General features: G+C 62.7%; 23 protein-coding genes and 1 other RNA gene. 14 read left to right on the top strand and 10 right to left on the bottom strand.

Annotated elements, in window-relative coordinates; all coding sequences use genetic code 11:
* Nucleotides 1-33: 33 nt before the first annotated feature.
* Genes VM94_RS10075 through VM94_RS10065 form a run of 3 tightly spaced genes read right to left on the bottom strand, consistent with a single transcriptional unit; the run spans nucleotide 34 to nucleotide 3,741 of the window.
* Nucleotides 34-2,310: a CPBP family intramembrane glutamic endopeptidase gene (locus VM94_RS10075; protein ID WP_046683376.1), complete on the bottom strand. Its 2,277-nt coding sequence runs from the start codon at nucleotides 2,308-2,310 to the stop codon at nucleotides 34-36.
* A complete protein-coding gene (locus VM94_RS10070) occupies nucleotides 2,307-3,038 on the bottom strand; it encodes an ABC transporter ATP-binding protein (protein WP_046683375.1) in 732 nt (243 codons plus the stop codon). Before VM94_RS10070 ends, VM94_RS10075 begins: the two co-directional genes overlap by 4 nt.
* A gap of 10 nt (nucleotides 3,039-3,048) precedes the next feature.
* A complete protein-coding gene (locus tag VM94_RS10065; protein WP_046683374.1) occupies nucleotides 3,049-3,741 on the bottom strand; it encodes an ArsR/SmtB family transcription factor in 693 nt (230 codons plus the stop codon).
* A 76-nt stretch (nucleotides 3,742-3,817) separates the two neighbouring features.
* On the opposite strand from VM94_RS10065, the gene VM94_RS10060 reads away from it, so the two are divergent.
* Together VM94_RS10060 and VM94_RS10055 are read left to right on the top strand one after the other, a co-directional pair.
* Complete coding sequence (locus VM94_RS10060) at nucleotides 3,818-4,921, top strand: cytochrome P450 (RefSeq protein ID WP_046683515.1); 1,104 nt, start codon at nucleotides 3,818-3,820, stop codon at nucleotides 4,919-4,921.
* Nucleotides 4,918-5,265, top strand: coding sequence for an antibiotic biosynthesis monooxygenase family protein (locus VM94_RS10055; RefSeq protein ID WP_046683373.1), 348 nt, complete (start codon nucleotides 4,918-4,920; stop codon nucleotides 5,263-5,265). Before VM94_RS10060 ends, VM94_RS10055 begins: the two co-directional genes overlap by 4 nt.
* Before the next feature lie 3 nt (nucleotides 5,266-5,268).
* Here the strand turns inward: VM94_RS10055 and VM94_RS10050 are convergent, their stop codons facing one another.
* A complete protein-coding gene (locus tag VM94_RS10050) occupies nucleotides 5,269-5,721 on the bottom strand; it encodes a hypothetical protein (protein WP_046683372.1) in 453 nt (150 codons plus the stop codon).
* A 178-nt stretch (nucleotides 5,722-5,899) separates the two neighbouring features.
* Here VM94_RS10050 and VM94_RS10045 point away from each other — a divergent pair, with 178 nt between their 5' ends.
* On the top strand, nucleotides 5,900-6,166 hold the full coding sequence (locus tag VM94_RS10045; protein WP_046683371.1) for a hypothetical protein: 267 nt from the start codon (nucleotides 5,900-5,902) through the stop codon (nucleotides 6,164-6,166).
* Between the two features lie 89 nt (nucleotides 6,167-6,255).
* Here VM94_RS10045 and rpoH read toward each other — a convergent pair whose 3' ends face one another.
* From rpoH to VM94_RS10020, 5 genes are all read right to left on the bottom strand, one after another.
* A complete protein-coding gene (gene rpoH / locus VM94_RS10040; RefSeq protein ID WP_035824784.1) occupies nucleotides 6,256-7,149 on the bottom strand; it encodes an RNA polymerase sigma factor RpoH in 894 nt (297 codons plus the stop codon).
* 389 nt (nucleotides 7,150-7,538) lie between these two features.
* Nucleotides 7,539-8,459, bottom strand: a complete 921-nt coding sequence (gene ftsX, locus VM94_RS10035) for a permease-like cell division protein FtsX (protein WP_046683370.1) — start codon at nucleotides 8,457-8,459, stop codon at nucleotides 7,539-7,541.
* On the bottom strand, nucleotides 8,456-9,199 hold the full coding sequence (locus VM94_RS10030; protein ID WP_046683369.1) for a cell division ATP-binding protein FtsE: 744 nt from the start codon (nucleotides 9,197-9,199) through the stop codon (nucleotides 8,456-8,458). The genes ftsX and VM94_RS10030 overlap by 4 nt, the downstream gene beginning before the upstream one ends.
* An 8-nt stretch (nucleotides 9,200-9,207) precedes the next feature.
* Nucleotides 9,208-10,266, bottom strand: a complete 1,059-nt coding sequence (gene ftsY, locus VM94_RS10025) for a signal recognition particle-docking protein FtsY (protein WP_046683368.1) — start codon at nucleotides 10,264-10,266, stop codon at nucleotides 9,208-9,210.
* Nucleotides 10,267-10,430: 164 nt separating this feature from the next.
* Nucleotides 10,431-11,372, bottom strand: a complete 942-nt coding sequence (locus tag VM94_RS10020) for a MerR family transcriptional regulator (protein WP_046683367.1) — start codon at nucleotides 11,370-11,372, stop codon at nucleotides 10,431-10,433.
* 203 nt (nucleotides 11,373-11,575) lie between these two features.
* On the opposite strand from VM94_RS10020, the gene VM94_RS10015 reads away from it, so the two are divergent.
* From VM94_RS10015 to VM94_RS09970, 10 genes are all read left to right on the top strand, one after another.
* Complete coding sequence (locus VM94_RS10015; protein ID WP_046683366.1) at nucleotides 11,576-12,889, top strand: NAD(P)/FAD-dependent oxidoreductase; 1,314 nt, start codon at nucleotides 11,576-11,578, stop codon at nucleotides 12,887-12,889.
* Nucleotides 12,879-13,676, top strand: coding sequence for a DUF1365 domain-containing protein (locus tag VM94_RS10010; RefSeq protein ID WP_046683365.1), 798 nt, complete (start codon nucleotides 12,879-12,881; stop codon nucleotides 13,674-13,676). Before VM94_RS10015 ends, VM94_RS10010 begins: the two co-directional genes overlap by 11 nt.
* Nucleotides 13,677-13,744: 68 nt before the next feature.
* On the top strand, nucleotides 13,745-14,908 hold the full coding sequence (locus tag VM94_RS10005) for an SAM-dependent methyltransferase (protein WP_046683514.1): 1,164 nt from the start codon (nucleotides 13,745-13,747) through the stop codon (nucleotides 14,906-14,908).
* Between the two features lie 2 nt (nucleotides 14,909-14,910).
* Nucleotides 14,911-15,459 (top strand): chalcone isomerase family protein, encoded by a 549-nt coding sequence (locus VM94_RS10000; protein ID WP_046683364.1) that lies wholly within the window; start codon nucleotides 14,911-14,913, stop codon nucleotides 15,457-15,459.
* Complete coding sequence (locus tag VM94_RS09995; RefSeq protein ID WP_046683363.1) at nucleotides 15,456-16,733, top strand: MFS transporter; 1,278 nt, start codon at nucleotides 15,456-15,458, stop codon at nucleotides 16,731-16,733. The genes VM94_RS10000 and VM94_RS09995 overlap by 4 nt, the downstream gene beginning before the upstream one ends.
* Nucleotides 16,724-17,284, top strand: coding sequence for a DUF3833 domain-containing protein (locus VM94_RS09990; protein WP_046683362.1), 561 nt, complete (start codon nucleotides 16,724-16,726; stop codon nucleotides 17,282-17,284). The genes VM94_RS09995 and VM94_RS09990 overlap by 10 nt, the downstream gene beginning before the upstream one ends.
* Entirely contained in the window at nucleotides 17,281-18,048 is a 768-nt protein-coding gene (locus VM94_RS09985) for an SDR family NAD(P)-dependent oxidoreductase (RefSeq protein ID WP_046683361.1), read from the top strand. The genes VM94_RS09990 and VM94_RS09985 overlap by 4 nt, the downstream gene beginning before the upstream one ends.
* The gene (locus VM94_RS09980; RefSeq protein ID WP_046683360.1) at nucleotides 18,045-18,500 is read left to right on the top strand and encodes a nuclear transport factor 2 family protein; all 456 of its coding nucleotides are present in this window, start codon (nucleotides 18,045-18,047) and stop codon (nucleotides 18,498-18,500) included. Before VM94_RS09985 ends, VM94_RS09980 begins: the two co-directional genes overlap by 4 nt.
* Before the next feature lie 974 nt (nucleotides 18,501-19,474).
* A complete protein-coding gene (locus VM94_RS09975) occupies nucleotides 19,475-20,554 on the top strand; it encodes a porin (protein ID WP_046683359.1) in 1,080 nt (359 codons plus the stop codon).
* A gap of 151 nt (nucleotides 20,555-20,705) precedes the next feature.
* The gene (locus VM94_RS09970; RefSeq protein ID WP_046683358.1) at nucleotides 20,706-21,248 is read left to right on the top strand and encodes a hypothetical protein; all 543 of its coding nucleotides are present in this window, start codon (nucleotides 20,706-20,708) and stop codon (nucleotides 21,246-21,248) included.
* Between the two features lie 73 nt (nucleotides 21,249-21,321).
* Here the strand turns inward: VM94_RS09970 and VM94_RS09965 are convergent, their stop codons facing one another.
* Nucleotides 21,322-23,025 (bottom strand): thiamine pyrophosphate-binding protein, encoded by a 1,704-nt coding sequence (locus tag VM94_RS09965; protein ID WP_046683357.1) that lies wholly within the window; start codon nucleotides 23,023-23,025, stop codon nucleotides 21,322-21,324.
* Nucleotides 23,026-23,223: 198 nt separating this feature from the next.
* On the opposite strand from VM94_RS09965, the gene rnpB reads away from it, so the two are divergent.
* Nucleotides 23,224-23,578, top strand: an RNA gene (gene rnpB / locus VM94_RS27220) — RNase P RNA component class A.
* Nucleotides 23,579-23,918 lie beyond the last annotated feature (340 nt).

Raw genomic sequence — 23,918 nt, 5'->3', positions numbered from 1 at the left:
GTGCGATTCTAGCAAACTTGTCTGTGCCTGTATCTATCCTTGCAACTGGTACGCGAGGAGGGCGGCGTTGTAGGCGGCATGCACCAGCATGGGCGCCAGCAGAGCGCCGCTGCGCTCGTATGCGATGCCCGTGCACAGGCCCAGCGCGAAGGCGGGCAGCATGGCGGCCGGTGGATGCACGATGGCAAACAGGGCGGCGGCGACAGTGATCGCCTTCCAGGCCGGCAGGGAACGGCGCAAGCCGCCCTGCAGCAAGCCGCGGAAGATGAATTCCTCGCACAGGGGCGCGGCCAGCACGCCCAGTGCCAGCAGCCACGGCCAGTGCCCGCCGGCCGGTGGAAGCGTGCCAGGCGGCAACAGGGCCGCGTAGCCGACGCCGAACAGCACCGCGGCACAGGCGCCTGCGCCTCCCCAGCGCCACGGCTGGCGGCCCTGTGCCATGCGCGGCACGCCGGCCGTCCCTGCGCGCCAATACACGAGGCGTAGCAGCACATACGTGAGCGGCGCGGCCACCGGGTACTTGAGCAGGATCAAGGCCAGTGTTTGCAGAATGAAAAACAGCATGGCGGCGATCAAGCCGTCGGCCGCCGTGATTCTGGCCGGCGGCGAGGCGACCGGGTCGAGCAGGTAGGGCAAAGCGTCGCGCGCCTTTTGCCACAGTGCCGCGGCCAGCGCGCCCGTGAGCACGACAAACACCAGTTGCTGCACGGGGTTGCCGGCGGCCAGCGCGGCGATATACAGGCCGGTCAGCAGCAGGTACAGATACGTGTAGGCAGGCCGTATTTTTGACGTCGCCTCGGCGGCCAGCGGATCGCTGGCAAACACGCCCAGCGCCACGGCGATCAGCGAGTACAGGGGGATGCCGGCCAGGGCCTGCAGCATCAACCCCGCCATGTCCCAGCGCCAGGCGTCTTGCCAGGCCAGCGCCACGCCGAACAGGATCAATGGATACAGCAGGGCCAGCGCGGCCCACAGCTGGGCCTTTTGCCGCAGCGCCTGTTCGACGGAGACGGGAAACGTGTACAGCAGCCACAGCGCGCCGCCTTCCTTGTTGAGGGTCTGGAAGGCCGACATCATCAGCACATAGGTGCCGAGGAAAAAGCCGGTGGAGGCCAGCAAGGCGGGGCTGGACAGCAGTTCGTGCAGGTCGCGCGCCTGGCCCGAGAACAGGGCCTGGCCGCCGAGGATCAGCAAGGGCAGCAGCAGGGTTTGCACGAGAAAATTACGGTCGCGCAGCAGCAAGGTCAGTTCGCGGCGCTGGATCACCGTGCCGATGCTGGCGCGCCACTTGCCTGTGGGCGGTACCGCCGGGGACGGCTTGCGGCTGGCCTCGCGCTGGCCCGCGCCCACCACGCCATGGCGCAACTGGTGGCTTAGCAGCGCCATGCCCAACAGCATCAGGCACAGGCATTGCGCCAGCAGCAGGGCGGCCGGCAGCGCTGCCGCCGCACCCTTGGCATTGAGCAATGTAACCAGCAGGCCGGGCGGCGTCCAGGCGCTCCAGGCGGGCATGGCCGCCGCCCACTCGTGGGCAAAGCCGCCCGCGCCCATGCCGAAGGACATGCCCATATACATGGGAAACAGGCCGGCCACCGATAACAGCGCCTGCAGGTTGCCCAGCTGCGCGGGACTGAACGACAGGCGCAAGCCCGTGTCGACCAGGGTACGCAGCATGGCCGCCAGGGCCAGCAGGAGCAGGCAGGCAAAGAGGCCCGGCAACGGCGAAAACCAGCCCTGGCCCGAATACCAGGCGATCATGGTGGTGCAGGGCCACAGCACCAGCAGGCCGAGCGGGTTGACCAGCGTGCGTTCAAGCACGCGCGCCCACAGCAAATTGCTTTTCTCGACGGGCAGGGTGACCAGCCATTCCAGATCCCAGTCTGGCTTTGACAGTTCTCCCATGCCCAGCGGCAGCAGAACACTGACCAGCCACAGCAGGGCCAATTGCAGGGTCAGGGCGCCCGCCAGCGCCGTACTGAAGGGTTGCTCGATCAAGTGGGCGATGACGGGCGCCAGCACGCGCTCGCCCGCGTTCATGCTGCCCTTGGCCTGGCAAACGGCCACCTGGTCGAGCAGGCAATGCATGTTCAGCAGGTTGTGGCGGGCGATATTGCCGGAGGAAAATAGCATGGGCAAGAGCAGCAGCGCGCCCAGCAGCCAGCGTCCCCGTTTTTTGCCTGGCGTGGCGGCCCGGCTCTTGCCGCTCCGCTTGAACGACCAGCCCCTGCCGCTGACGTTGAGCAGGCGCTGCAGGCGCAAGCGTGTCAGCAGCCAGACGGCGCGCCAGGCGGTGGGTGGCGCCGGTGTCATGCGGTCGACGTCTCATCAGTGAGTTGCAAAAAGAGGTCTTCCAGGCTGCCGTCGCTGGACAGCTGCCGGCGGATATCGTCCAGGCTGCCCGTGGCGACCAGGGCGCCACGGTGGATGATGGCAACGCGGCTGCACAGTTTTTGCGCCATATCGAGCAAATGCGTGGAAACGAAGATGGTGGTGCCGGCCGCGGCGATGCGCAGCAAGCGTTCCTGCACGTCGCGCGAAGCACGCGGGTCGAGACCGTTGATCGGTTCATCGAGGATCAGCACGGCCGGATCGTGTATCAGCGCACAGGCCAGGCCCAGTTTCTTTTTCATGCCCAGCGAGTAATTGACGGCGAAATCCTCGCTCGCTTCATCGAGGCCGAATTCCGTGAGCAGGCGCGCGGCGCGGGCGGCTGCTTCCATGCGCGAAAAACCATGCATTTCGGCGACGAATTGCAGGATTTCGCGGCCCCGCAAATAATCGTAAAAGATGGGATTGTCGGGCAAATAGCCCACCTTGCGCTTGACGGCGGCGCCGTCGCGCTGGCAATCGAGGCCGTCGACCAGCACGCGGCCGCTGCTGGGCACGAGGATGCCCATCAGCATGCGGATGGTGGTGGTCTTGCCCGCCCCGTTCGGGCCCAGGAAGCCGAAGACTTCTCCTTTGCCCACTTGCAGGGTCAGCGGCTTGACGGCTTCGAAGCTGCCGTATTGTTTGGCCAGTTCCTGGAACGCGATCATCGTGCTTCCCTCAGCAAGCGCCGAAGGCGGCCAGCAGGCGCCGTTCGCCGGCCGGCGTGATGCGCAGGGCGCGGCTGTCGAGTTCGCGTTCGGCCCAGCGCTGGCGCAGGGCCAGTTGCAGCAGGGCGGCCCCCAGCGCGCCGCCCAGGTGGGCGCGCCGTTCGCTCCAGTCCAGGCAGGCACAGGCGAAGCGGCGGCGCTGCTTGAGCAATTGCGGCACGTCGATGCCCAGGGCCGCCATGCCGGCCGCGCCCGCTTCCGACAGACGATATTCTCCGCCGTCGTCCAGCAGCCAGCCCTGCGCGTGCAACTGGTCGTGCAGGGCGACGGCGACGGTGCCGGCCATGTGGTCGTAACAGGTGCGCGCATGGCGCAGGCGGTCCGGCGTCGATGGAGTAAATGGCGTTGCAGGCACGCCGGCCACCACCAGCAGCGCTTCGAGGGCTTGGCCCACTTCCGCGCTGGCCAGACGGTAGTAGCGGTGCTTGCCCTGCGCCAGCATGGACAGCAAGCCATCGTCGCGCAGCCGGCTCAGATGGGCGCTGGCCGTCGAGGCGCCCACTTCGGCCAGCGTGGCCAATTCCGTGGCCGTGCGCGCATGGCCATCGAGCAGGCTGCACAGCATGCGTGCGCGGGCCGGTTCGGCGATGGCGCCGGCCAGTTGCGCCAGGCCCATGTCGGCCGAGGGAAGTTTGTCATCCATGGTTCGTTCGTGGGCGAAGTGTAGTGGTGGAAGGAGCAGCATACTCGTGTCCCCACCTCACTGCAATGGAATGCGCATGCCGCTCGCCGACCCCGCCGACCCTTTTTCAGCCGTCACCCACGCGGCGCCGTATGACTACTATCGCCGCCTGGCGGACGGTCCGCCGCTGCGTTTCGATGCGGCACTCGATTGCTGGCTGGCGACGGGCGCGGCCGGCGTGCGGGCCGTGCTCGCGCATCCCGCTTGCCGCGTGCGCCCGCAGGGCTTGGGCGTGCCGCACAACTTGGCGGGCACGCCGTGCGGCGCGATTTTTGCGGAACTGGTACGCATGAACGATGGCGAACGGCATGCCGTGCCGAAACAGGTGCTGGTGCGCGCGCTGGGGCAGGTGGATGTGGTTCGCCTGCAGGCGCAGACATTGCGCTTGGCCAGCGACCGTGTGCCCGTCGGCGCTGCCCAGCTGAATGAGGCGATTTTTCAACTGCCACTGTTTGCCATGGCAGACTTGCTGGGCTTTGCGCCAGCGCAATGGCCGGCGCTGGCGGCCTGGACGCGCGCTTTTGTTGCTTGCCTGTCGCCGCTCAGCAATGGAGAACAACTGGCTGGCGCGCAGGAAGCGGCCGATGCCCTTCTGCAAGGTTTTGGCCACTTGCTGCGCGAGGGCAGCGCGCGGCCGGGCAGCCTGCTGGCCAGTATCGTGACAGAGACCGATGCCATGGGGAGCGGCTTGCCGGCCAATCTCGTGGGTTTGCTGTCGCAGACCTGCGACGCCACTGCCGGCTTGCTGGGCAATGCCGTCGTTGCCTTGCGCACGCAGCCGGAGTTGTTGGTGCAACTGCGTGCAACACCTGAGCGATGGCCGGCCATGCTGCGCGAAGTCAGCCGTTTTGATCCGTCGATCCACAACACGCGCCGCTACACGGTGCAAGACGTGGAGTTCGATGACGTGCGCGTGCCGGCCGGACAGATGATCGTCGTCGTGCTGGCCAGCGCCAGCCATGCGGAGTTGGGTTTTGGCCATGGCCGCCATGTCTGTCCGGGCCAGTCCATCGCGCAGGCCATCGTTGCGGCTTGTTTGCAGGCGTGGGCCGATGGGCTGGAAGGCATGCCGCTGGCGTGGCGTTCTCTGCCGTCGCTGAACGCCCGCATCCCCGTGTTTACGCAAGGAGAAAATGCATGATTGCCGTGATTTTTGAAGTCTGGCCCAGCGCCGAAGGTCGCCAGCAGTATCTGGACCTGGCCGCTGCGCTACGGCCCCTGCTCGACGAAGTCGATGGCTTCATTTCCATCGAGCGCTTCAGCAGCCTGAGCGAGCCAGGCAAACTGCTGTCGCTGTCGTTCTTTCGCGACGAGGCGGCGCTGGCGCAGTGGCGGCAGCTGGAAGCGCACCGGGCGGCGCAATCGGCTGGCCGGCAGGGCGTATTTGACGATTACCGGCTGCGCATCGCCGCCGTCGTGCGCGATTACGGCATGCTGGACCGGCAACAGGCGCCGACCGACAGCCGCCAGCGCCACGATGCCTAGCGCTTAACGGGGCAGCGCGCCCTGCGTGATCTTGACCTTGACCCGATAGCTCGGTTGTTCCGCGTTCAGGGCGGGCGGCGTGGCCGGGTCGACGTCGAGCAAGGTAAACGTCAGGTGATTGACGGTGACGGAACTGGAAGCGCCGGGCATGGAATCGGACAGGACGATGTCGGTGGCGCCAGCACTGTTGAGCAAACTGAAACTGTAGCTGACGTAGCCTTTCCACACGCACACGGCGCCCTTGCGGCAGCGGCTGTCGTTGACGCGCTCGAGTTTCAGGGTATCGGTGGCCGTGATGGCGACCTGTTCGCCCGGCGACAGCACGTGGGTGACACTGCGCGGCGTGTTTTCCGCGTCGCCGGCGCTGCCGGCCGCGCCGCAGCCCGCCAGTACGGCCAGGCAGGCGAAGAACAGGGGAAGCAGCATGGTGCGATAAGAGCGGGTCAGGTAATGCATGTTTTTCCTTTCAGGTAGAGCGTCCCCGGCGTGCTTGTTCACGCGTGGGATAAAATGATGGTAACAAAATGATATTTTTCAGGCGCACTATTGGCGTGCTGCCGATGAATTGACGCGCCGGCCACGCGGCGCGCCGATTACTGCGTAAAATGGCTGTTTTGAAAATCAGGAAACAACCATGAAAAAAACCGACCTGGCCAAAAGCGATGCCAAGAAACTGATGGGAAAGATGAGTGTTCCCGGCGCCGGTGCATTCGGTAAGGAAGCGGTGGTCGTCGACCGCCGCGAGCAGCGCAAGCGCGATCAGGCCTTGGGCCTGGTGCCATTCGCCGTCAAGCTGAACAGCGATCTGGTGTTGCAATTGCAGACCCTGGCCAAGGAACGCGGCGCGGATCTGAATGAATTGGTTGCCGAAGTCCTCGTCAAGGGCCTGGCTGCAGCGTAAGGGCTGACAATGTTTATCTGTTGATAAATATCAGTTATAAAACCAAAAGGCGCCTTGCGGCGCCTTTTGCATTGCGGCATTGCTTGTGATTACACCCAGGCGGCCAGGGCGCCCTTCATTTTTTTCAGCGCCGCCACTTCGATCTGGCGGATGCGTTCGGCCGATACGCCGAACTCTTCCGCCAGCGCGTGCAGGGTGGCGCCGGAACCGTCGTCGTTGGCCAGCCAGCGCGCTTCGATGATGCGGCGCGAACGGGCGTCGAGCTTGCTCAAGGCCGTTTCCAGGCCTTCCGATTGCAGACGCGTCACTTGTTCCGCTTCCAGCACCTTGGTCGGCTCGCTTTGCTCCGACGACAGGTAGGCGATCGGCGAAAACTTGTCGTCTTCATCGTCGGTTGGCGATTCCAGCGCGATGTCGCGGCCGCTCAAGCGCGTTTCCATCTCGATCACTTCTTCGCGCTTTACGTCGAGCAGCTTGGCCAGCGCATCGATCTGCTTCGGCGTCATCGCGTCCAGGCCTGTCTTGTGGCTGCGCAGGTTGAAGAACAGCTTGCGCTGCGCCTTCGTCGTCGCAACCTTGACCAGGCGCCAGTTTTTCAGGATGTACTCGTGCATCTCGGCTTTCACCCAGTGCATGGCGTACGACACCAGGCGCACGCCCTGGTCCGGATCGAAACGTTTCACCGCTTTCATCAAGCCGATATTGCCTTCCTGAATCAGGTCGGCATGCGGCAAGCCATAGCCCAGGTAGCCACGGGCAATCGAGACCACCAGGCGCAGGTGCGACAGCACCAGTTCTTGCGCGGCGGCCAGGTCATTTTTTTCGCGCAGGCGTGTCGCCAGCGAAATTTCTTCGTCATGGGTCAACATGGGCAGGCGGTTCACGGCCGAGATATAGGCGTCAATATTGCCCAGATTGCCAGTGAACCCGAGGCCCAGCGCATTACTTTTGGTCGGAACCAATGCGGACGTTGCGGACATCATAGTCATGTTTTCTCCCTCGTAGTCTTGCTTTGTTCCAGTTGGCCACGTCACGCGACGTGGTCCGTTTGTCTGTTCGGTCTTGCGTATTCGGTCTTGTACTTTGCAGAGCGCGGCACCATCTTCATCTGGCGTCCATGGCGCTTCTGCTCTTGGTATGTCCCTATATTAGCACTCTCTGCTTGAGAGTGCCAATCAGCACATTTAATCGTCCTGATAGCCTAAATACTATGGCGATGTAATGCTTGATATATATCCAGATAGCGCTTCACGACAACGTAGTTAGTCTACGGCCTCTGGCTGAAGCGAGCCTTAAGAATACTTGCTTATTATCAAGATAGCAGCAATATGGGACGCATGGCGGCGCCAGGAGCGCCGCCATGGAAAGAGGGTCAGTTCAGGCGCGCCAGGTGGCGCTGCACGCAGAGGAAGGCGCCGATCAGGCCCAGGCTGGCGCTGACGGCCAGCAAGCCGGCCATCGGCAGCGGCGCCAGCGGCACCAGCTGGAATTCGGACGCATACAGGCGGGCAAACTCGGCAATCGCGGTATTCAGCGGCTGCAAGGCCAGCGCCACGGCGCCCAGGGCCAGCGCGCCGGCGCACAGGCCCAGCAGGGCGCCCGTGTAATAGAAGGGGCGGTGGATGAAAGTGTCCGTCGCGCCGATCAGTTTCGAGATGCTGATTTCATCGCGCTGCTGCATCACCTGCAGGCGGATGGTGTTGAAGACCACGGCGATCACGGCCACGCCCAGGGTGATGGCCAGCAGCAGCAGCACCAGGCGCAGCACGCCCAGCAGGGCAGCCAGGCGCTTGACCCAGGCCGAATCGACTTGCGCCGATTCCACGCCGGGCAAGTGGCGCAGCTGTTCCGCCACCGCATCGACGTCCTGCGCTTCGCTGGCGCTGCTGAAGGCGTCGAGTTTCAGCACATAGCTGTCGGGCAGGGGATTGTCGCCCAGTGTGCTCAGTACGTCGGCCAGTCCATTCTTGTCTTTCAGGGTGTCGAGCGCCTGTTCGCGGGGGATGAAGACGATCTTCGCCTTTTGCTCGCCGACGATCTTGCGCATGGCGCTGGCCAGGGCCACGGCTTGCTCGCGCGGCGTGTCGATCTTCAGGAAGACGCTGATTTCCGGGTCGACCGACATCTGTTCCGACATCGGGCGTACATTGTCGAGCATGGTCAAGCCGGCGAACGGGAGCGACAGGGCGATGGCGACTACTACGACGTTCAATAGAAAGCCGCCTGGCGACTTGCGCAAATGAATCAGCGCCGAACCGAGGGCGAAGCGATGTTGACGGAACCAGCCTCTCATGCCTGTTCTCCCTGCGCGTCATCCTGGTTGGGGGAGGGTGCAAAATCGGGATCGGGTGGCGCGAAGACGGGCGCTTGCGTGGCCTTGTCGATGGCGACCAGCTGGCCGTTTTTCAGGTGGATCACGCGGGCGGCGGCGTCGAGCATCTGTTCGTCATGGCTGGAAATGAGGCAGGTCACGCCCACCGAGTGGAATGCTTTCAGGGCGTCGAGCACCTTGTTGGCGCTGGCGCGGTCCAGGTTGGCCGTCGGTTCGTCGGCCAGGATGATCTGCGGCCGGTTGACGATGGCGCGCGCGATCGACACGCGCTGCTGCTCGCCGCCCGACAGCGACAGCGGACGCGCCATGGCGCGGTCCAGCAGTCCCACCTTGTCGAGCGCGGCGCGCGCGCGCTGTTCCGCGGCAACTTTATGCGCGCCGACGACGAGCAGCGGCAGCATGACGTTGGCCAGGATGGAGCGGTCGTTGAGTAACTTTTGCTGCTGGAAGATCAGGCCCATGTTACGGCGCAAAAACGGCACGCCGGCCGGCTTGATCTTGGCCATGTCCTGGCCATTGACGATCAGCTTGCCCGACGTGGGGCGTTCCATGGCGGCGATCATTTTCAGCAAGGTGGATTTGCCGGCGCCGGACGGGCCGGCCAGGAACACCAGCTCGCCCTTGGCAATACTGAGCGAAATGTCGCTGAGCGCCACGGCATCGGAGGAGTATTGCTTGGAGACGTGCTGAAATTCAATCATGTATGGGCTTATCCGAGCAGCGCTTCGACAAATTCGGCAGCCACGAAAGGCTGCAAGTCTTCAATTTTCTCACCGATGCCGATGAAATACACAGGCACGGGGCGCACGCGGGCAATCGCCGCCAGCACGCCGCCCTTGGCGGTACCGTCCAGCTTGGTAATCACCAGGCCGCTCAATTGCAGGGCATCGTCAAATGCTTTCACTTGCGTGAGGGCATTCTGGCCCGTATTGCCGTCGATGACGAGCAGGGTTTCATGCGGCGCGCCATCCATGCCCTTGCCGATCACGCGCTTGATTTTCTTCAATTCTTCCATCAAGTGCAACTGCGTCGGCAAGCGTCCCGCCGTATCGACCATGACCACGTCGATGCCGCGCGCCTTCGCCGATTGCACGGAGTCGTAGGCCACGGCGGCCGGGTCGCCAGATTCCTGCGAGATCACGGTAACGTTGTTGCGCTCGCCCCAGACCATCAACTGTTCGCGTGCGGCGGCGCGGAAGGTGTCGCCTGCGGCCAGCAGCACGGACTGGTTGTTCGATTGCATGTGCTTGGCCAGCTTGCCGATGGTGGTGGTCTTGCCGGCGCCATTCACGCCGGAAATCATCATCACCAGCGGCTTGTGGCGGCCCAGCTCGAAGCGCTTTTCCAGCGGCGAGAGCAGCTCGATCAGCAGCACTTTCAAGGCGGCCTTGACGGCGGCGGCGTCAAGCAGCTTGTCTTCCTTGACCTTTTTCTTCAATTCCGTCAGCAGGAATTCCGTGGCGTCGATGCCCGCGTCGGACATCAGCAAGGCCGCTTCCAGCTCTTCGTACAGGGCATCGTCGATCTTTGCGCCGATGAACAGCACGGACAAGGTGTTCGAGGTTTTCGACAGACCGGCCTTCAGGCGCGTCATCCACGATTTTTTCTCGGGTTCGGCGGCCACGATCACAGGCACGAGCTCGGCCGGCGCGCCGCTCAGGGGCGTAGCGGCAGGCTGCGGTGCAGGCGGCGTGGCGGCGGGAAGGACGAGGGGCTCGGTTGGCGCAGCCTCGGGAGCGATGGGTTTTTTCTTGAAGAAACTAAACATGGATGTGTGGTGGCGGGTGCTGACCTTAGGCCCGGCGGCGCCGGACACTGTTGATCCGGCTATTCTACCAGAGCGCGCCCGGCCCTTCATGCTTTACTGTTCGATTGGCAACATTGCGCGGCTATCCACGGAGATCGCCGCAGTTGCCGCGCTTTCCAGCCGGTTCAGTGGGTTTGCAGGGCCAGCGCCTGATGGCGGCGGCGCCAGTCGGCGATGCTTTCATCGACTTGCCGCAAGTCCAGCACGTGCAAAAAGGCTGGCGGCTGGCGGTACAACACGGGACTGCGTCCGCCGGCCCACAATTCCATGCTTGACGGCAAGTTCGCATGCAGCTGCTGCAGGCTGTCGCGCGTCTGCCGTTGCTTGCTGGCGCTGGAAAACGACAGCGCGACGATATCGGCGCGCTGCGCGCGGGCGGCCGCGACGATGTCCGTCAGCGGCGTTTCCACGCCCAGCGACATGCAATGGGCGCCGGCCGCCGCACACAACGCTTCGGCCATCAGCAGCCCCAGGCCATGACGCTCCTGCGGCAAGGTGCTGAGGACGATGCGCGGCGTGCGCGTGGACGGGCTGCTTGCTTGCGGCAGGGAAAAGATGGCGTGGCGCATCACCGTCTGCAAGGTTTCGCTATACAGATGCTCTTCATACACGGCCAGGTCGCCGCAAGCCCACGCTTCGCCCACCATGCCGGTGAGGGGGGCGATCACGTCGATGGTGAACGCTTTCAAGCCCAGCACGGCCAGCGCCTGGCGCAGGGCGTCGCCCAGTTCCGTCATCTGGTGGCCACGGCAAAGGGACAGGTAGTGTTCGAGCTGGGGTGCCGGCGTGGATGGCGCTGCGCTGCCGGCGCTGGCCAGCTGCTGCAGTTGCAAGGTGCTGTGCTGCATGATTTTGCCCGGACGAAATCCGAGGTCCAGCAGGCGCTTGACCATGCGCAACTTCTGCACTTGCTCGGCCGGGTAGCTGCGTTCGCCAAAGGCGTCGCGCTGGGGCTGGGGAAAGGCATAGCGGCGCTCCCACACACGCAAGGTTTCCTTGGCCAGTCCGGTATCGCGCTCGACATCGCTGATGCTGAAGGCGGAAGTAGGTTGCAGGTCAGTATCCATACCAGGGGGCTTGCTCGCATGCCAAAAGAACGTGGAGTGCATTTTACGCCTTCCGCTGCCCCGTACCAAATAGCTGAATCCGATTAGAAATTGCCGACGTATAAGTTTCTGAATGGCTCAGGACGCTCATTGACATAAATCAATATTTCATCGATTATCCATGAGGCTTATTTGTCCAGGACAAACTTAACACGGGTGCACTCATGAAAATTGCCGTCGTCGGAGCAGGAATTGCAGGATTGTCGTGTGCCTATCGCCTGGCGCAAGCGGGCCAGGACGTCACCTTGTACGAGGCGGGCGACTATTTTGGCGGCCACAGTCATACGGTGGACGTCACGCTCGATGGCGTCACGCATGGCGTGGACACGGGTTTTCTTGTGTTCAACCACGCCACCTATCCGAATCTGGTGCAACTGTTTGACGAACTCGGTGTCGAGGCGGCCGACAGCGACATGTCGTTTTCCGTCAAAATGCCGCTGGGCACGGCATCCGATGCGCGCGTGCTGGAATGGGCGGGCGCCAATCTCGATACCGTGTTTACCCAGCGCAGCAATCTGCTGCGCCCCGCCTTCTTGCGCATGCTGCGCGATATTCTGCGCTTCAACCGCCAGGCCAGCGCCCTGGCGACGGGAAGCGTGCCGGCGCCGGCCATGTCCCTGGGCGAATTTCTCGACCTGCACAATTATGGCGACGAGTTCCGCCACTGGTATCTGCTGCCGATGGCCGCCTGCATCTGGTCGTGTCCGGCGCGCCAGATGCTGGCCTTTCCATTGGCCACTTTCATCCGTTTCTGCCACAACCATGGCTTGCTGCAAGTGAGCGACCGTCCGCAATGGCGCACGGTGCGGGGCGGATCGCGCGTGTACGTGGAAAAACTGCTGGCCGGCATCCCGCAGCAGCGCCTTGCTTGCCCCGTGCTGGCCGTGCGCCGCCAGCCGCACGGTGGCGCGCGCATGGTCGAGCTGCACACGGCCGCCGGCGTCGAGCATGTCGATCACGTCGTGCTCGCTTGCCACAGCGACCAGTCGCTGGCCTTGCTGGCCGATATCCGCGACGACGAGCGCTCCGTGCTGGAAGCCGTGCGCTACCAGCCGAACCGGGCCGTGCTGCATACGGATGCGTCCTGCCTGCCGCAGCGCCGCAAGGCCTGGTCCGCCTGGAATTACCAGGGCCGGCCGGCAGTGGCGGAAGGCGAGGCGCCGCAAGTGTGCGTGCATTACTTGCTGAACCAGCTGCAGCCGCTGCCTTTCAGCACGCCCGTCATCGTCTCGCTCAATCCGCTCGACGAGCCCGCTCCGGCCAGCATCATCGACGAATTTTCGTATGCCCACCCCGTGTTCGATGGCGCGGCCATTGCCGCCCAGGCGCGCCTGGCCGGTTTCCAAGGTGCGCAGCACACGTGGTTCGCGGGCGCCTGGACGGGCTATGGTTTCCATGAAGACGGCTTGAAGTCGGGCCTGGCCGTGGCGCAAATACTCAATGGCATGGCGACGGCGGAGCTCGGCCATGCCGCGTGATCCATCGCCGCCCGTGGCGCCGCAGCCCCAGCTGTGCCTGGGACAGGTGCGCCATGCGCGGCTGCGCCCGCGCGCGCATGCTTTTGCTTACGGCATGTTTTATCTGCGCCTGCCCTTGCGCAGCATGGGCGCGCACGATTTTCCTGCGCGGCTGATGTCACGCAACGGCGCCAATGTGCTGTCCTTCCGCGACAGCGACCATGGCGATGGCGCGATGCCGCTGCTGGACTGGATCGACGGCTTGCTGCGCCAGCAGGGCGTGCTGGATGCGGGCGGCGAAATCTGGCTGCAAACCATGCCGCGCATGTTCGGCTATGTCTTCAATCCCGTCAGTTTCTGGTTTTGCCACCGCCCGGATGGCGCGTTGCGCGCCGTGGTCTGCGACGTGCGCAATACCTTTGGCGAGCGTCATCTGTACCTGCTTGAGCAGGGCGGCGCCATCGCGTATGGCAGCGAGTTGCGCGCCAATAAAATTTTCCACGTCTCTCCGTTTTGCAAGGTGGAAGGAAATTATCGTTTCCATTTCTTGCGCAATAGCGAACAGGACGGCGAGCGCCACCTGGCCCGGGTCGACTATGACGACCTCGACGGTCCACTGCTGCAGACGAGCTTGTCCGGCACGGCGCAGCCGCTGCGCGATGGCGCCATCGCCTGGGCCTTGCTGCGCTATCCCCTGATGACGTTTGGCGTGATGGCGCGCATCCATTGGCAAGCCTTGCGCCTGTGGCTGCGACGCGTGCCGTTTTTCAGCAAACCCCACCCTCCACAAGAAAAGGTGTCCCGATGAGCTCCGATTCCCTGCCGACCGGCCTGCAGGCGCGCAGCAGCGTTTGTCACGATCACTCGCATCTCGACATGCCCGCCTCCGGGCGCATGATCTTGCGCCTGCTGCAAAAATTGCAGCATGGCGCCCTGCGCCTGCGCACGCCCGATGGCAGCATCTTGCTGTATGGCGACGGCAGTCATCCCGTCACCCTGGACTTGCACAACTGGCGTTTGTGCTCGGCCGTGCTGCGCTCGGGCGACATCGGCTTTGCGGAAACCTTTATCGCCGGCGACTGGCGCACGGACAATTTGCCCGGCTTGATCGAATTGATGATACGCAACCGCGCGCAGATTGAATCGCTGATCTACGGCAACTGGTGGGGGAACCTCGTCTACAAGCTGCGGCATTTACTCAACCGCAATTCGCGCGCCGGCAGCAAGAAGAATATCCACGCCCATTACGACATCGGCAACGCCTTTTACCAGTTGTGGCTGGACCCGTCGATGACGTATTCGAGCGCGCTGTTCACCGAAGGCGCCAGCCTGGAGCAGGCGCAAGTGGCCAAATACCGGCGCATCGCCGATCAGTTGCAACTGCAGCCAAGCGCCAGGGTGCTGGAAATCGGCTGCGGCTGGGGCGGTTTCGCGGAAACGGCGGCGCGCGATCATGGCGCCCACGTGACGGGTTTGACTTTATCCACGGAGCAACTTGTCTATGCGCGCCAGCGCCTGCAGGACGCGGGGCTGGCTGAGCAGGCCGACCTGCAGCTGTGCGACTACCGCGACAGCGCCGGCCAGTACGACGCCATCGCCTCGATCGAGATGTTCGAAGCCGTGGGGCAAAGCTACTGGCCCGGCTATTTTGCTTGCGTGGCGCGCAACCTGAAGCAGGGAGGACGCGCGTGCATCCAGACCATCGTCATCGCCGATGAACTGTTCGAGCGCTACAGCAAGAGCACGGATTTTATTCAACAGTACATTTTCCCGGGCGGCATGCTGCCGTCGCCGGCCGAGTTTCGCCGCGCCGCCGAGGCGCAGGGCTTGCGCGTGGAAGACGCCTTCAGCTTTGGCCTCGATTATGCGGAAACCTTGCGCCAGTGGCGCGCCAGCTTCCTGGCTCAGCGCACGGCGCTGGAAAAGCAGGGTTTCGATGGCCGTTTCCTGTTGACCTGGGAGTTTTATCTCGCGTATTGCGAGGCCGCCTTCCAGGCGCACAACACGGATGTGATGCAATTTACCCTGATCAAGGACTGACCATGCGCCGTTTGCTTGCCGTTGTTGTGTTGTTGTTGACCATGTCCGCTGCCGTGGCAGCGCCGCCTGCCTTTATCGCTGCCGACGTGCCCGAAGCCCGCCTGGCGGGCGAGGGCGAATACACGTGGTTTGGCATGCGTATTTATAGAGCGCAACTGTGGGTGGGCCCGCAAGGCTACCAGGGTGCGGCGTCCGAAACGGCGCCGTTTGTGCTGGAATTGCGCTATGCGCGCGCGCTCGACGGCAAGAAGATCGCCGAAGCCAGTTATGAACAGATGCAGAAAATCGGCGCGGGCACGCCGGAGCAGCGCCTGGCGTGGCTGTCGACCATGCAGCGCATCTTTCCTGACGTCAAGGAAGACCAGCGCATCGCGGGCGTCTACCGGGCCGGTACCGCGCCCGGCGTACGTTTTTATCTCGACGGCAAGGTGCTGGCCGATGTGAGCGACGGCGACTTCGCGCGCGCCTTCTTTGCCATCTGGCTCTCGCCGTCGACCACGGCGCCGAAGCTGCGCGCGGCCTTGCTGCAGAATGCGGCGCCGCTGCCATGAATGCCGTGGGCGGCGCCTTGAGCTTGCCAGCCTTGTTCAGTTATGGCCTGTTCGGCTTGCCGCTGGCCATGCTGGCGCTGCCCATCTATATATATGTTGCGCCGTTTTATGCGCAGCGCAGCAGCCTTGACCTGGCGCAGATCGGCGCCGTGCTGCTGGCGGCCCGCATCGCCGCCGCCTTCATCGATCCGGCCCTCGGTGCCTGGATGGCGCGTGGCGGGCGCAGCTATGCCGTATATGTCGGCGCCTCGCTGCCCTTGCTGCTGCTGGGCTTTGGCGCCCTGTTCCATCCGCCCGCCATGCAGGAAACGGCCACCCTGGCCTGGTTTCTTGCCGCCTTGCTGCTCGTCTACACCGCTTATGGCCTGGCCGGCATCGCGCACCAGAGCTGGGGCGCGGCGCTGAGCCAGCTGCGCGCGCAGCGGGCGCGGGTGACGGCCGTGCGCGAAGGCTGCGGCTTGCTCGGCGTGATCCTGGCGGCGGGGCTCACTTCCGTGTTCGGCTATGACGGCTTGTCGCTGGCCTTTGCCGCCTGCCTGCTGGCGGCGGGCGCGCTGCTGCTGGCGCGCGCGCCGCGCCCGGCTTTGCGCAGCGCCGCAGAAGCGGTTTCCGGCACTGGCTGGAAGCTGCCATTTCGCCAGCGCGCGTTCCGCTGGCTGTTTGCCGTCCTGCTCGTCAATGGCGTGGCGGCCGCCATTCCCGCCACCCTGTTCCTGTTCTTTGCCGGTGATTACTTGCGCCTGGGCCATTACGCCGGACCGTTTTTGATCGTTTACTTTTGCGCGGCAGCCGCCTCGATGCCCGTGTGGGTGGCGTTGGCGCGCCGCTTTGGCGAAGCGCGCGCCTGGGGCGGCGCCATGCTGCTGGCCGCGACCGTGTTTGTCTGGGCGTATGGCCTGGGCGCTGGCGCAGCCTGGGGCTTTGCCGCCATCTGCCTGCTGTCGGGCCTGGCCTTGGGAGCCGACCTGGCCTTGCCGCCGGCCCTGCTGGCGGGGCTGATCGGCGCGGCTGGCCATGCCGGACGGCACGAAGCGGCATATTTCGGCTGGTGGACCTGGGGCGTGCAGATGAGCCTGGCGCTGGCGGCCGGCATCGCCTTGCCCCTGCTGGCCTGGCTCGGCTACGTGCCGGGCAGCGACGGCGGCTTGCCGGCCTTGGCGGCGGCCTACGCCTTGCTGCCCTGCGCCTTGAAACTGCTGGCGGCGCTGCTGCTGTGGCGCGCGCCTCTACAACATATATATAGTGAAACTGGGGAGTATCGACCATGTACCTGATGAACTATTGCCGGCGCGGCATGACGGCGGCCGCCTTGCTGCTGGCGCTAGCTGCCTGTTCCACGCCCCCCACGCCGGCCATGTACGCGCAGGAAACACCCAAGCTGGACTTGCAGCAGTACTTCAACGGCACGCTCGACGCCCATGGCATCTTCCAGGACCGCTCCGGCAAGGTGGTCAAGCGTTTCACCGTCGTGATGCGGGCCAGTTGGGTGGGCGAGACGGGTACGATGGACGAGGATTTCACGTATTCGGACGGCAGCAAACAACGCCGCGTGTGGACCTTGCGCAAGACGGCGCCCGGACGTTTCATCGGTACCGCGCCCGACGTAATAGGCGAGGCCGTCGGCGAAGTGGCCGGCAATGCGCTGCGCTGGCAATACGTGCTGGCGCTGCCCGTCGATGGCACGGTCTATCACGTCGACTTCGAGGACTGGATGTTCCTGATGGATGACAAGGTCATGCTCAACCGCGCCGCCATGAGCAAGTTCGGCTTCAGCCTGGGCGCCGTTACCTTATCGTTTAGCAAGCGTCCACAGGCGGCCCCATGAATCGCAAGATCACCAACTGGGCCGGCAAGCACGTGTGGGTCATCGGTGCTTCCAGCGGCATCGGCGCCGCGTGCGCCACCTTGCTGCTGGAGCAGGGCGCCAGCGTGGCCTTGTCGGCCCGCCATCGCGCCAGCCTGGAGCAGCTGTGCGAAGGGCAGCCGCTGGCGCAGGCATTGCCGCTCGATATCACCCAGCACGCGCAGCTGCGGGCCGTCTGCGCGCAATTGCAGCAGCAATGGACGCATATCGATTTGATACTGGTGGTCGCTGGCGGCTATCAGGCCATGCGCGCCGATAGCTTCGACCTTGAGGCGGCCCAGGGTTTGCTGGCCCTGAATGTGGGCGGCGTCTTCAATTGCCTGGAGCAAGCCTTGCCATGGCTGTTGCGCCAGGGCAGCGGCGGCATCGGCATCGTCGCTTCGGTGGCCGGTTATGGCGGCTTGCCCAAGGCGCTCGCGTACGGTGCCAGCAAGGCGGCGCTGATCAACCTGACGGAGTCGCTGTATCTGGATTTGCATCCACGCGGGATTGATGTGTATCAAATCAACCCTGGTTTTGTCGCCACTCCCTTGACTGCAGACAACGATTTCACCATGCCGGCCCTGATGACGGCGCAGGACGCGGCGGCCGCCATGCTCGAGGGCATCGAGCGGGGCCAGTTCCACATTCACTTTCCCAAGCGCTTTACGAATATCCTGCGCCTGGCGCGGCTGTTGCCGTACCGCGTCTATTTCTGGTTGATTCGCAAGGTAACGGGCGTATGAGCGCAAGCATGCCGGACACGGAACGCGTGGAGGAGGCGCTGGCGCGCCTGGTGGGGTTTTACGAGCACCTGAGCCTGGAAAACCTGGCCCAGCTGGGCGCCGTGTATGCGCCAGATGCCCAGTTCAAGGACCCGTTCAACGAGGTGGTGGGCCACGCCGCCATCCTGGCCATCTTCGAGCACATGTTTGTGCAAGTCGATGCGCCCCGGTTTGTCGTGCTGGAAAGCCTTGGGCAGGGGCAGCAAGCGTTCCTGACGTGGGAATTTCGCTTCCGCATGAAACGACTGGTATCTGGCGAACAATGCATTCGTGGCGCAACCCATGTGCGCTTCGATGCGCAGGGACGGGTGGCCGTGCACCGCGATTATTGGGATGTGGCGGAAGAATTGTATGAAAAACTGCCGTTGTTGGGCGGTTTCATGCGCCTGCTGCAGCGCGCAAGCCAGCGCTAAGGCGGTTTCGCGATGCTTTTAAGCAAAAAATGCAAAAAAGAAAAAGTAAATTCTATGAAATGGGGCAGGCGAAAACTTGATTTCGGTCAAAGTGTCGTTTTTTAGACACAAATATGTCAAAATATTGAGAAGGCAACATTGTAAGAAATTGTTTCAACTGATGCGCAATTTGCAAGCAAGAGTCGTCCTCATCCGTTCCAATCGGATACTTGAAGCGTTGGCTGTAAAACATGGAAAACATTTCTATGTGAGCAATTTAAATTACCGGAAAGTCAGTAATTGTCTTGTTACTCTGCCTATTTTTCCGCCGCGCGCGCCGACGTCGAAAATGGCGCCTACGCCCCTGAATAATGCGGCAACGCACCAAAATTGGGCGCATTATTTCCCGTTTTTGGGCCTTCGGCAGCAAACATTGGCGATGCCGTGTATGCTTCGTTCCGTTTATCCATTATCGCCTGACAAACTGCGCGCTTTGTCGCGTAAATCTTGGCGGGCAAATGACGGGTAAAGCATGTTGACGTTTTAATCACTCGCCTGATACTGTTGCACTAATACAACGGGTGTCGACAAGGCATGCGCTATGATGGAATGGTCAATCAGGCCAATGCATTGGTTGGCAAGGGGCACTGGCTCTGTCGCGTAGTACGGTTGGCGATGGTCGGGATGCCTGAAAAAGCCCTCGGCCTGGTACCGGAAGTAACATGTTGGAACTTGATGGAATGTGAAACGGTCGTTATAGTGCCGCTTCCGGTGCCGTTTGAGCACCGAACCGGCGCACGAATGACGGTCGTTATGCAGCCTTCAAGCTTATCGGTGCAATAGCGTGCCGATACCGATATGAATGTTCCCCTGACCGGAACAGCAATGTGGCAGGTGGAGACCTTGCCCTCACTCATAAAAAGCGCTCTGCTAGAGCGCAGCTCGAGATGCATAGGCTGTATTACTTTTTGCTTCAAAAATTAAAGGAAATCGCAATGAAAAAAACTCTGATCACCCTGGCAGTTCTGGCAGCAGCCACTGGCGTAGCCCAAGCTCAATCGAGCGTTGTTATCTACGGTACCGTTGACGCTGGTTTCGTCAGCGAGCGCGGCGGTGTTAACGGCAACGTTAACAAAATCGACAGCGGCATTGCTTCGGCTTCCCGTATCGGCTTCAAAGGCACCGAAGATCTGGGCAGCGGCCTGTCGGCACTGTTCGTTCTGGAATCGGGCTTTGGCGTTGACAACGGTCAACAAGACGTTGCAGGTACCTTGTTCAATCGTCAAGCTTACGTTGGTCTGAGCAGCAAAACGGCTGGTACCGTAACCCTGGGTCGTCAATACACCCCTTGGTACAACACCCTGTCGAAAGTTGCTGATCCATTCGCAGCTGGCTACGCTGGTTCCGCTAAGAACTTGTTCCCAGCGAACACGACCCGCACCAGCAACACCGTGCTGTACACCTCGCCTAATTTCAACGGCTTCGATGCTGACGTTGCTTACAGCACCGCCAACAACGGCCAAGAGAGCCTGGTATCCAGCAAAATCGGTCGCCAAATGGGCGCGTCGGTTGGCTACGCTAACGGTCCTCTGAATGCACGTCTGGCTTACAACACCACCAGCAACGAAACCGCCATCAGCGATGCTGGCAGCGCACGTAACTGGTTGGCTGCAGCTAACTACGACTTCGCAGTAGCGAAAGCGTATGTTGCATACGGCGTCAACAAAGGTGCTAACAGCTCGCTGCGTAACAACGGTAACGTCAATGCGTTCAACTACGTTTCGGCCGCTACCAGCGACGACAGCACCACCGCCCTGATCGGCGCAACGGTACCAGTTGGTCCAGCCGGCACCGTGATGGCTTCGGTTATCCACGTGAACGACAAATCGGGCCTGAACGCCGATGCTAACCAGTTCGCACTGGGCTACTCGTACGCTCTGTCGAAGCGCACCAGCACCTACGCTTCGTACGCCAAGATCTCGAACAAAAACAACGCTGGCTACACCGTTGGCAACAACAGCAACGCCGGTACGGGCGACAAAGCCTTCAACGTTGGCGTTCGTCACTCGTTCTAATATTCGCGCAAGCGAAGCTTAGTACCGCTGCCAGCATCCCTTCGGGGGTGCTGACAAGCAAGGAAACGCGTCTCCAGGCTAGTCCTGGCGGCGCGTTTTTGCATTGGCGGCGCCAGTTATAATGGCGCCGTTACTCAAGTAAAGGAATGCCATGTATTCATTCACCTCGCCGCGCCTGGCCGCCATGCTGGCTGCGCTGCTGCTCGCTGGCGCCACGGGCGCCGCTGCCGCTGCCGTGAAGGGCAAGAAACCGGCTGGACTGGAGCGCTACGGCGTGGCCGTCTATTCCGACCTGTGCCTGCAAAAGGATAGCGGCGAAATCGGCGGCCAGCGCGTCACCCTGCACCGCTTTGCCGAGGCCGATTCCGTCATCTATGAATTCACGGCAGGCGCCCTGAGCTGGCCCATCGTGGCCAACGACGTCAACCTGGACGCCGCCACGGGCGTTTTCGACTTCACCATTGCCGGCGCCGACAGCGAAGAGCGCACCATCGTCGGCAAGTTTTCCAAGGATGGGCAAACCCTGACCCTGGAAGGCGATTACTGCGGCGGCAATGTGCGCATGCCCATGAAACTGAGCCGTGTGCGCGATTTCGGCCGCCCCCTGAAAAACTGCACGCCATGCCCGCCGATGCCCCAAGTGCCGGCCGAGGCGGTGCCTGCCGAGGAAAGCGCGCCGGTGCCCGCGGCCTGAGCGATTGCCGCCGTCAAAAAGAAAAAGGCCCGGTATCGACCGGGCCTTTGTTATTTGCAGCGTTGCAAGGGGCTTATTTGACCGCTTGCGCCTTTTCCGCCGTGGCGCGGATGGTGGCCAAGGTGGCGTTCGGCGTGATCAAGTTGCCGTCATAGCGCAGCTCGATCAGGGCCGGCAAGTTGTGCGCCTTGGCGTGCGCCAGCGCCCGTTGCAGGGCAGGGGCGAACTCTTCCGTCGTATTCACCACTTCGCCTTGTGCGCCGTACGCCTGCGCCAGCGCCGCGAAATCCGGGTTGTGCAGGGTCGTGCCCGACACGCGGCCCGGATAATCGCGCTCCTGGTGCATGCGGATGGTGCCGAACATCTGATTATTGAAGACGATGATGACCACGCCCGCCTGGTATTGCACTGCCGTGGCCAGTTCCTGGCCATTCATCATGTATTCGCCGTCGCCGGCAAAAGTGATCACGGTGCGTTCCGGATGGACGATCTTGGCCGCCACGCCGGACGGCACGCCGTAGCCCATGGCGCCGTTCGTCGGCGCCAGCTGGGTGCGCAGGCCGCCGTAGCGGTAGAAACGGTGCGCCCACGAGGCGTAGTTGCCGGCGCCGTTCGTCAGGATCGTGTCGGCCGGCACTTGCGCCATGATCTCCTGCGTTACTTGCCACAGGTCCAGCGGCGCCTGGCCATCCTGGAAGATGGGCGGGCGCTCCTGGTAGGCGGCCAGTTCGGCCTTGGCTTCGGCCGGCGTATGTTCCCATGTGGAAGCGTCGACGGGGGCCATGGCGGCCAGCATGGCGCATACTTGCGGCATGCCGCTGTTGATCATCAGTTCAGCCTGGTAGACGCTGCCCAGTTCCTCGGCATCCGTATGGATGTGCACGAGGCGCTGGCGCGGCACGGGCGAGTCGAACAGGGTGTAGCCGCCTGTCGTCATTTCGCCGAGGCGCGGGCCGATGGCGATGATCAGGTCGGCATTTTTCACGCGCGCGGCCAGTTTCGGGTTGATGCCGATGCCGACGTCGCCGATGTAGTTCGGGTGTGTATTGTCGAGCAAGTCCTGGAAGCGGAAGGCGCAGGCGACGGGCAGGTGGTTGTTTTCCGCGAACTGCTGCAGGTCGGCGCACGCTTTCGGCGTCCAGGTGGTGCCGCCCAGCAAGACCAACGGCTGTTTCGCGGTGGCCAGCATGCTGCGCAGTTGCTGTAATTGAGCGTCCGATGGTGCCGCTTGCACCGGCTGGTAGGCGCGCGTGTCGGCCACCGTGGCCAGCGAGATGAGCATGTCTTCCGGCAGGGCCAGCACGACGGGGCCGGGACGCCCGCTGGTGGCCACCTGGAAGGCGCGCGCCAGGTATTCGGGGATGCGCTCGGCGCGGTCGATCTGCGCCACCCACTTGGCCATCTGGCCGTACATGCGGCGGTAGTCGATTTCCTGGAACGCTTCGCGGTCGACGAAATCATTGCCCACCTGGCCGATGAACAGGATCATCGGGGTGGAATCCTGGTAAGCCGTGTGCACGCCGATCGAGGCGTTGGTGGCGCCCGGTCCCCGCGTGACGAAGCAGATGCCCGGCTTGCCCGTCAGCTTGCCGTAGGCTTCGGCCATGAAGGCGGCGCCGCCTTCCTGGCGGTTGATGATGAAGCGGATGCCCGAGTCGTGCAGGGCGTCGAGCACGTCCAGGTAGCTTTCGCCAGGCACGCCAAAGGCGGTGTCGACACCGTGGATCTGCAGGGCATCGACCAGGATCTGGCCGCCGGTACGGGATTGTTGCGTCATGTTCGGCTCTTTATATTCTAGTGGGTGGCAAAGAAATGGGGCAAGCGGTGCGCATGCGCCTGCATGCAAGCAGCTTGCCTCATTCTATGTGAGCCGATTTGGCCCGGCTTTTGAAATGGCGACACCGAATTACACAATCCCCCGGCTGATGTGGCGCGCTTTTGCAGAAACATGCTGCGGCGCGGTACAATGGCGGGTGAAGCAGGCCAGACAGTCGCTGGCCGGCGCAGCAATGCGCTGGCGGGAGGAAGGTCCGGACTCCATAGAGCGGGGTGACGGTTAACGGCCGTCCGCTGAAAGCCGCAAGCGCAGTTAGCCCATGGTATAAGGCGAGGAATAGGGCCACAGAGACGAGCGTATTAAGTTACGGTGAAACGCGGTAACCTCCACCTGGTGCAATTTCAAATAGGCACGCGATGATGCTGCTCGCGGAGCGTGCGGGTAGAAAGCTTGAGCGCCCGAGTAATCTGGCGCCTAGAGGAATGACTGTCATAGCGCCAACCTGCAAGGGAAGGCGCCGTAACAAAATCCGGCCTACCGGCCTGCTTCACTTGAATTCCTGTTCCCTGGCTTGCCAGGGAGTATCTTGACCGCAGCGGTTTACCTGCTGCGCGCCAAGCAAAAGCCCCCGCGAAGGGGCTTTTTTTGTATCTAAAAATAATGCAGCGAAGATAAAGTTGTATAGACAAGTAAAAGTGAACAATTGGTTAAAGTTTCTCGCTTCCAATTAATTGCTGCATTGCAAAAATAGTTTTCCCGCATCAGGCCAGCCCCGGAAAACAGGGCCGATACGCGCCATGGACGATTATTTTTTGCTTTAAACCAAGTCTTTCAGTGCGGCTGATTGCTGTTGTGCCTGGATGACGAAATTATTGTCATGTGTCAACTAACTG

This window comes from Janthinobacterium sp. KBS0711 (genome assembly GCF_000988085.1).
In the GTDB taxonomy this organism is placed as follows: Bacteria; Pseudomonadota; Gammaproteobacteria; order Burkholderiales; family Burkholderiaceae_D; genus Janthinobacterium; species Janthinobacterium lividum_E.
Note: the sequence above shows the minus strand (reverse complement) of the source record. Positions and strands in the feature narration are given on the sequence as shown.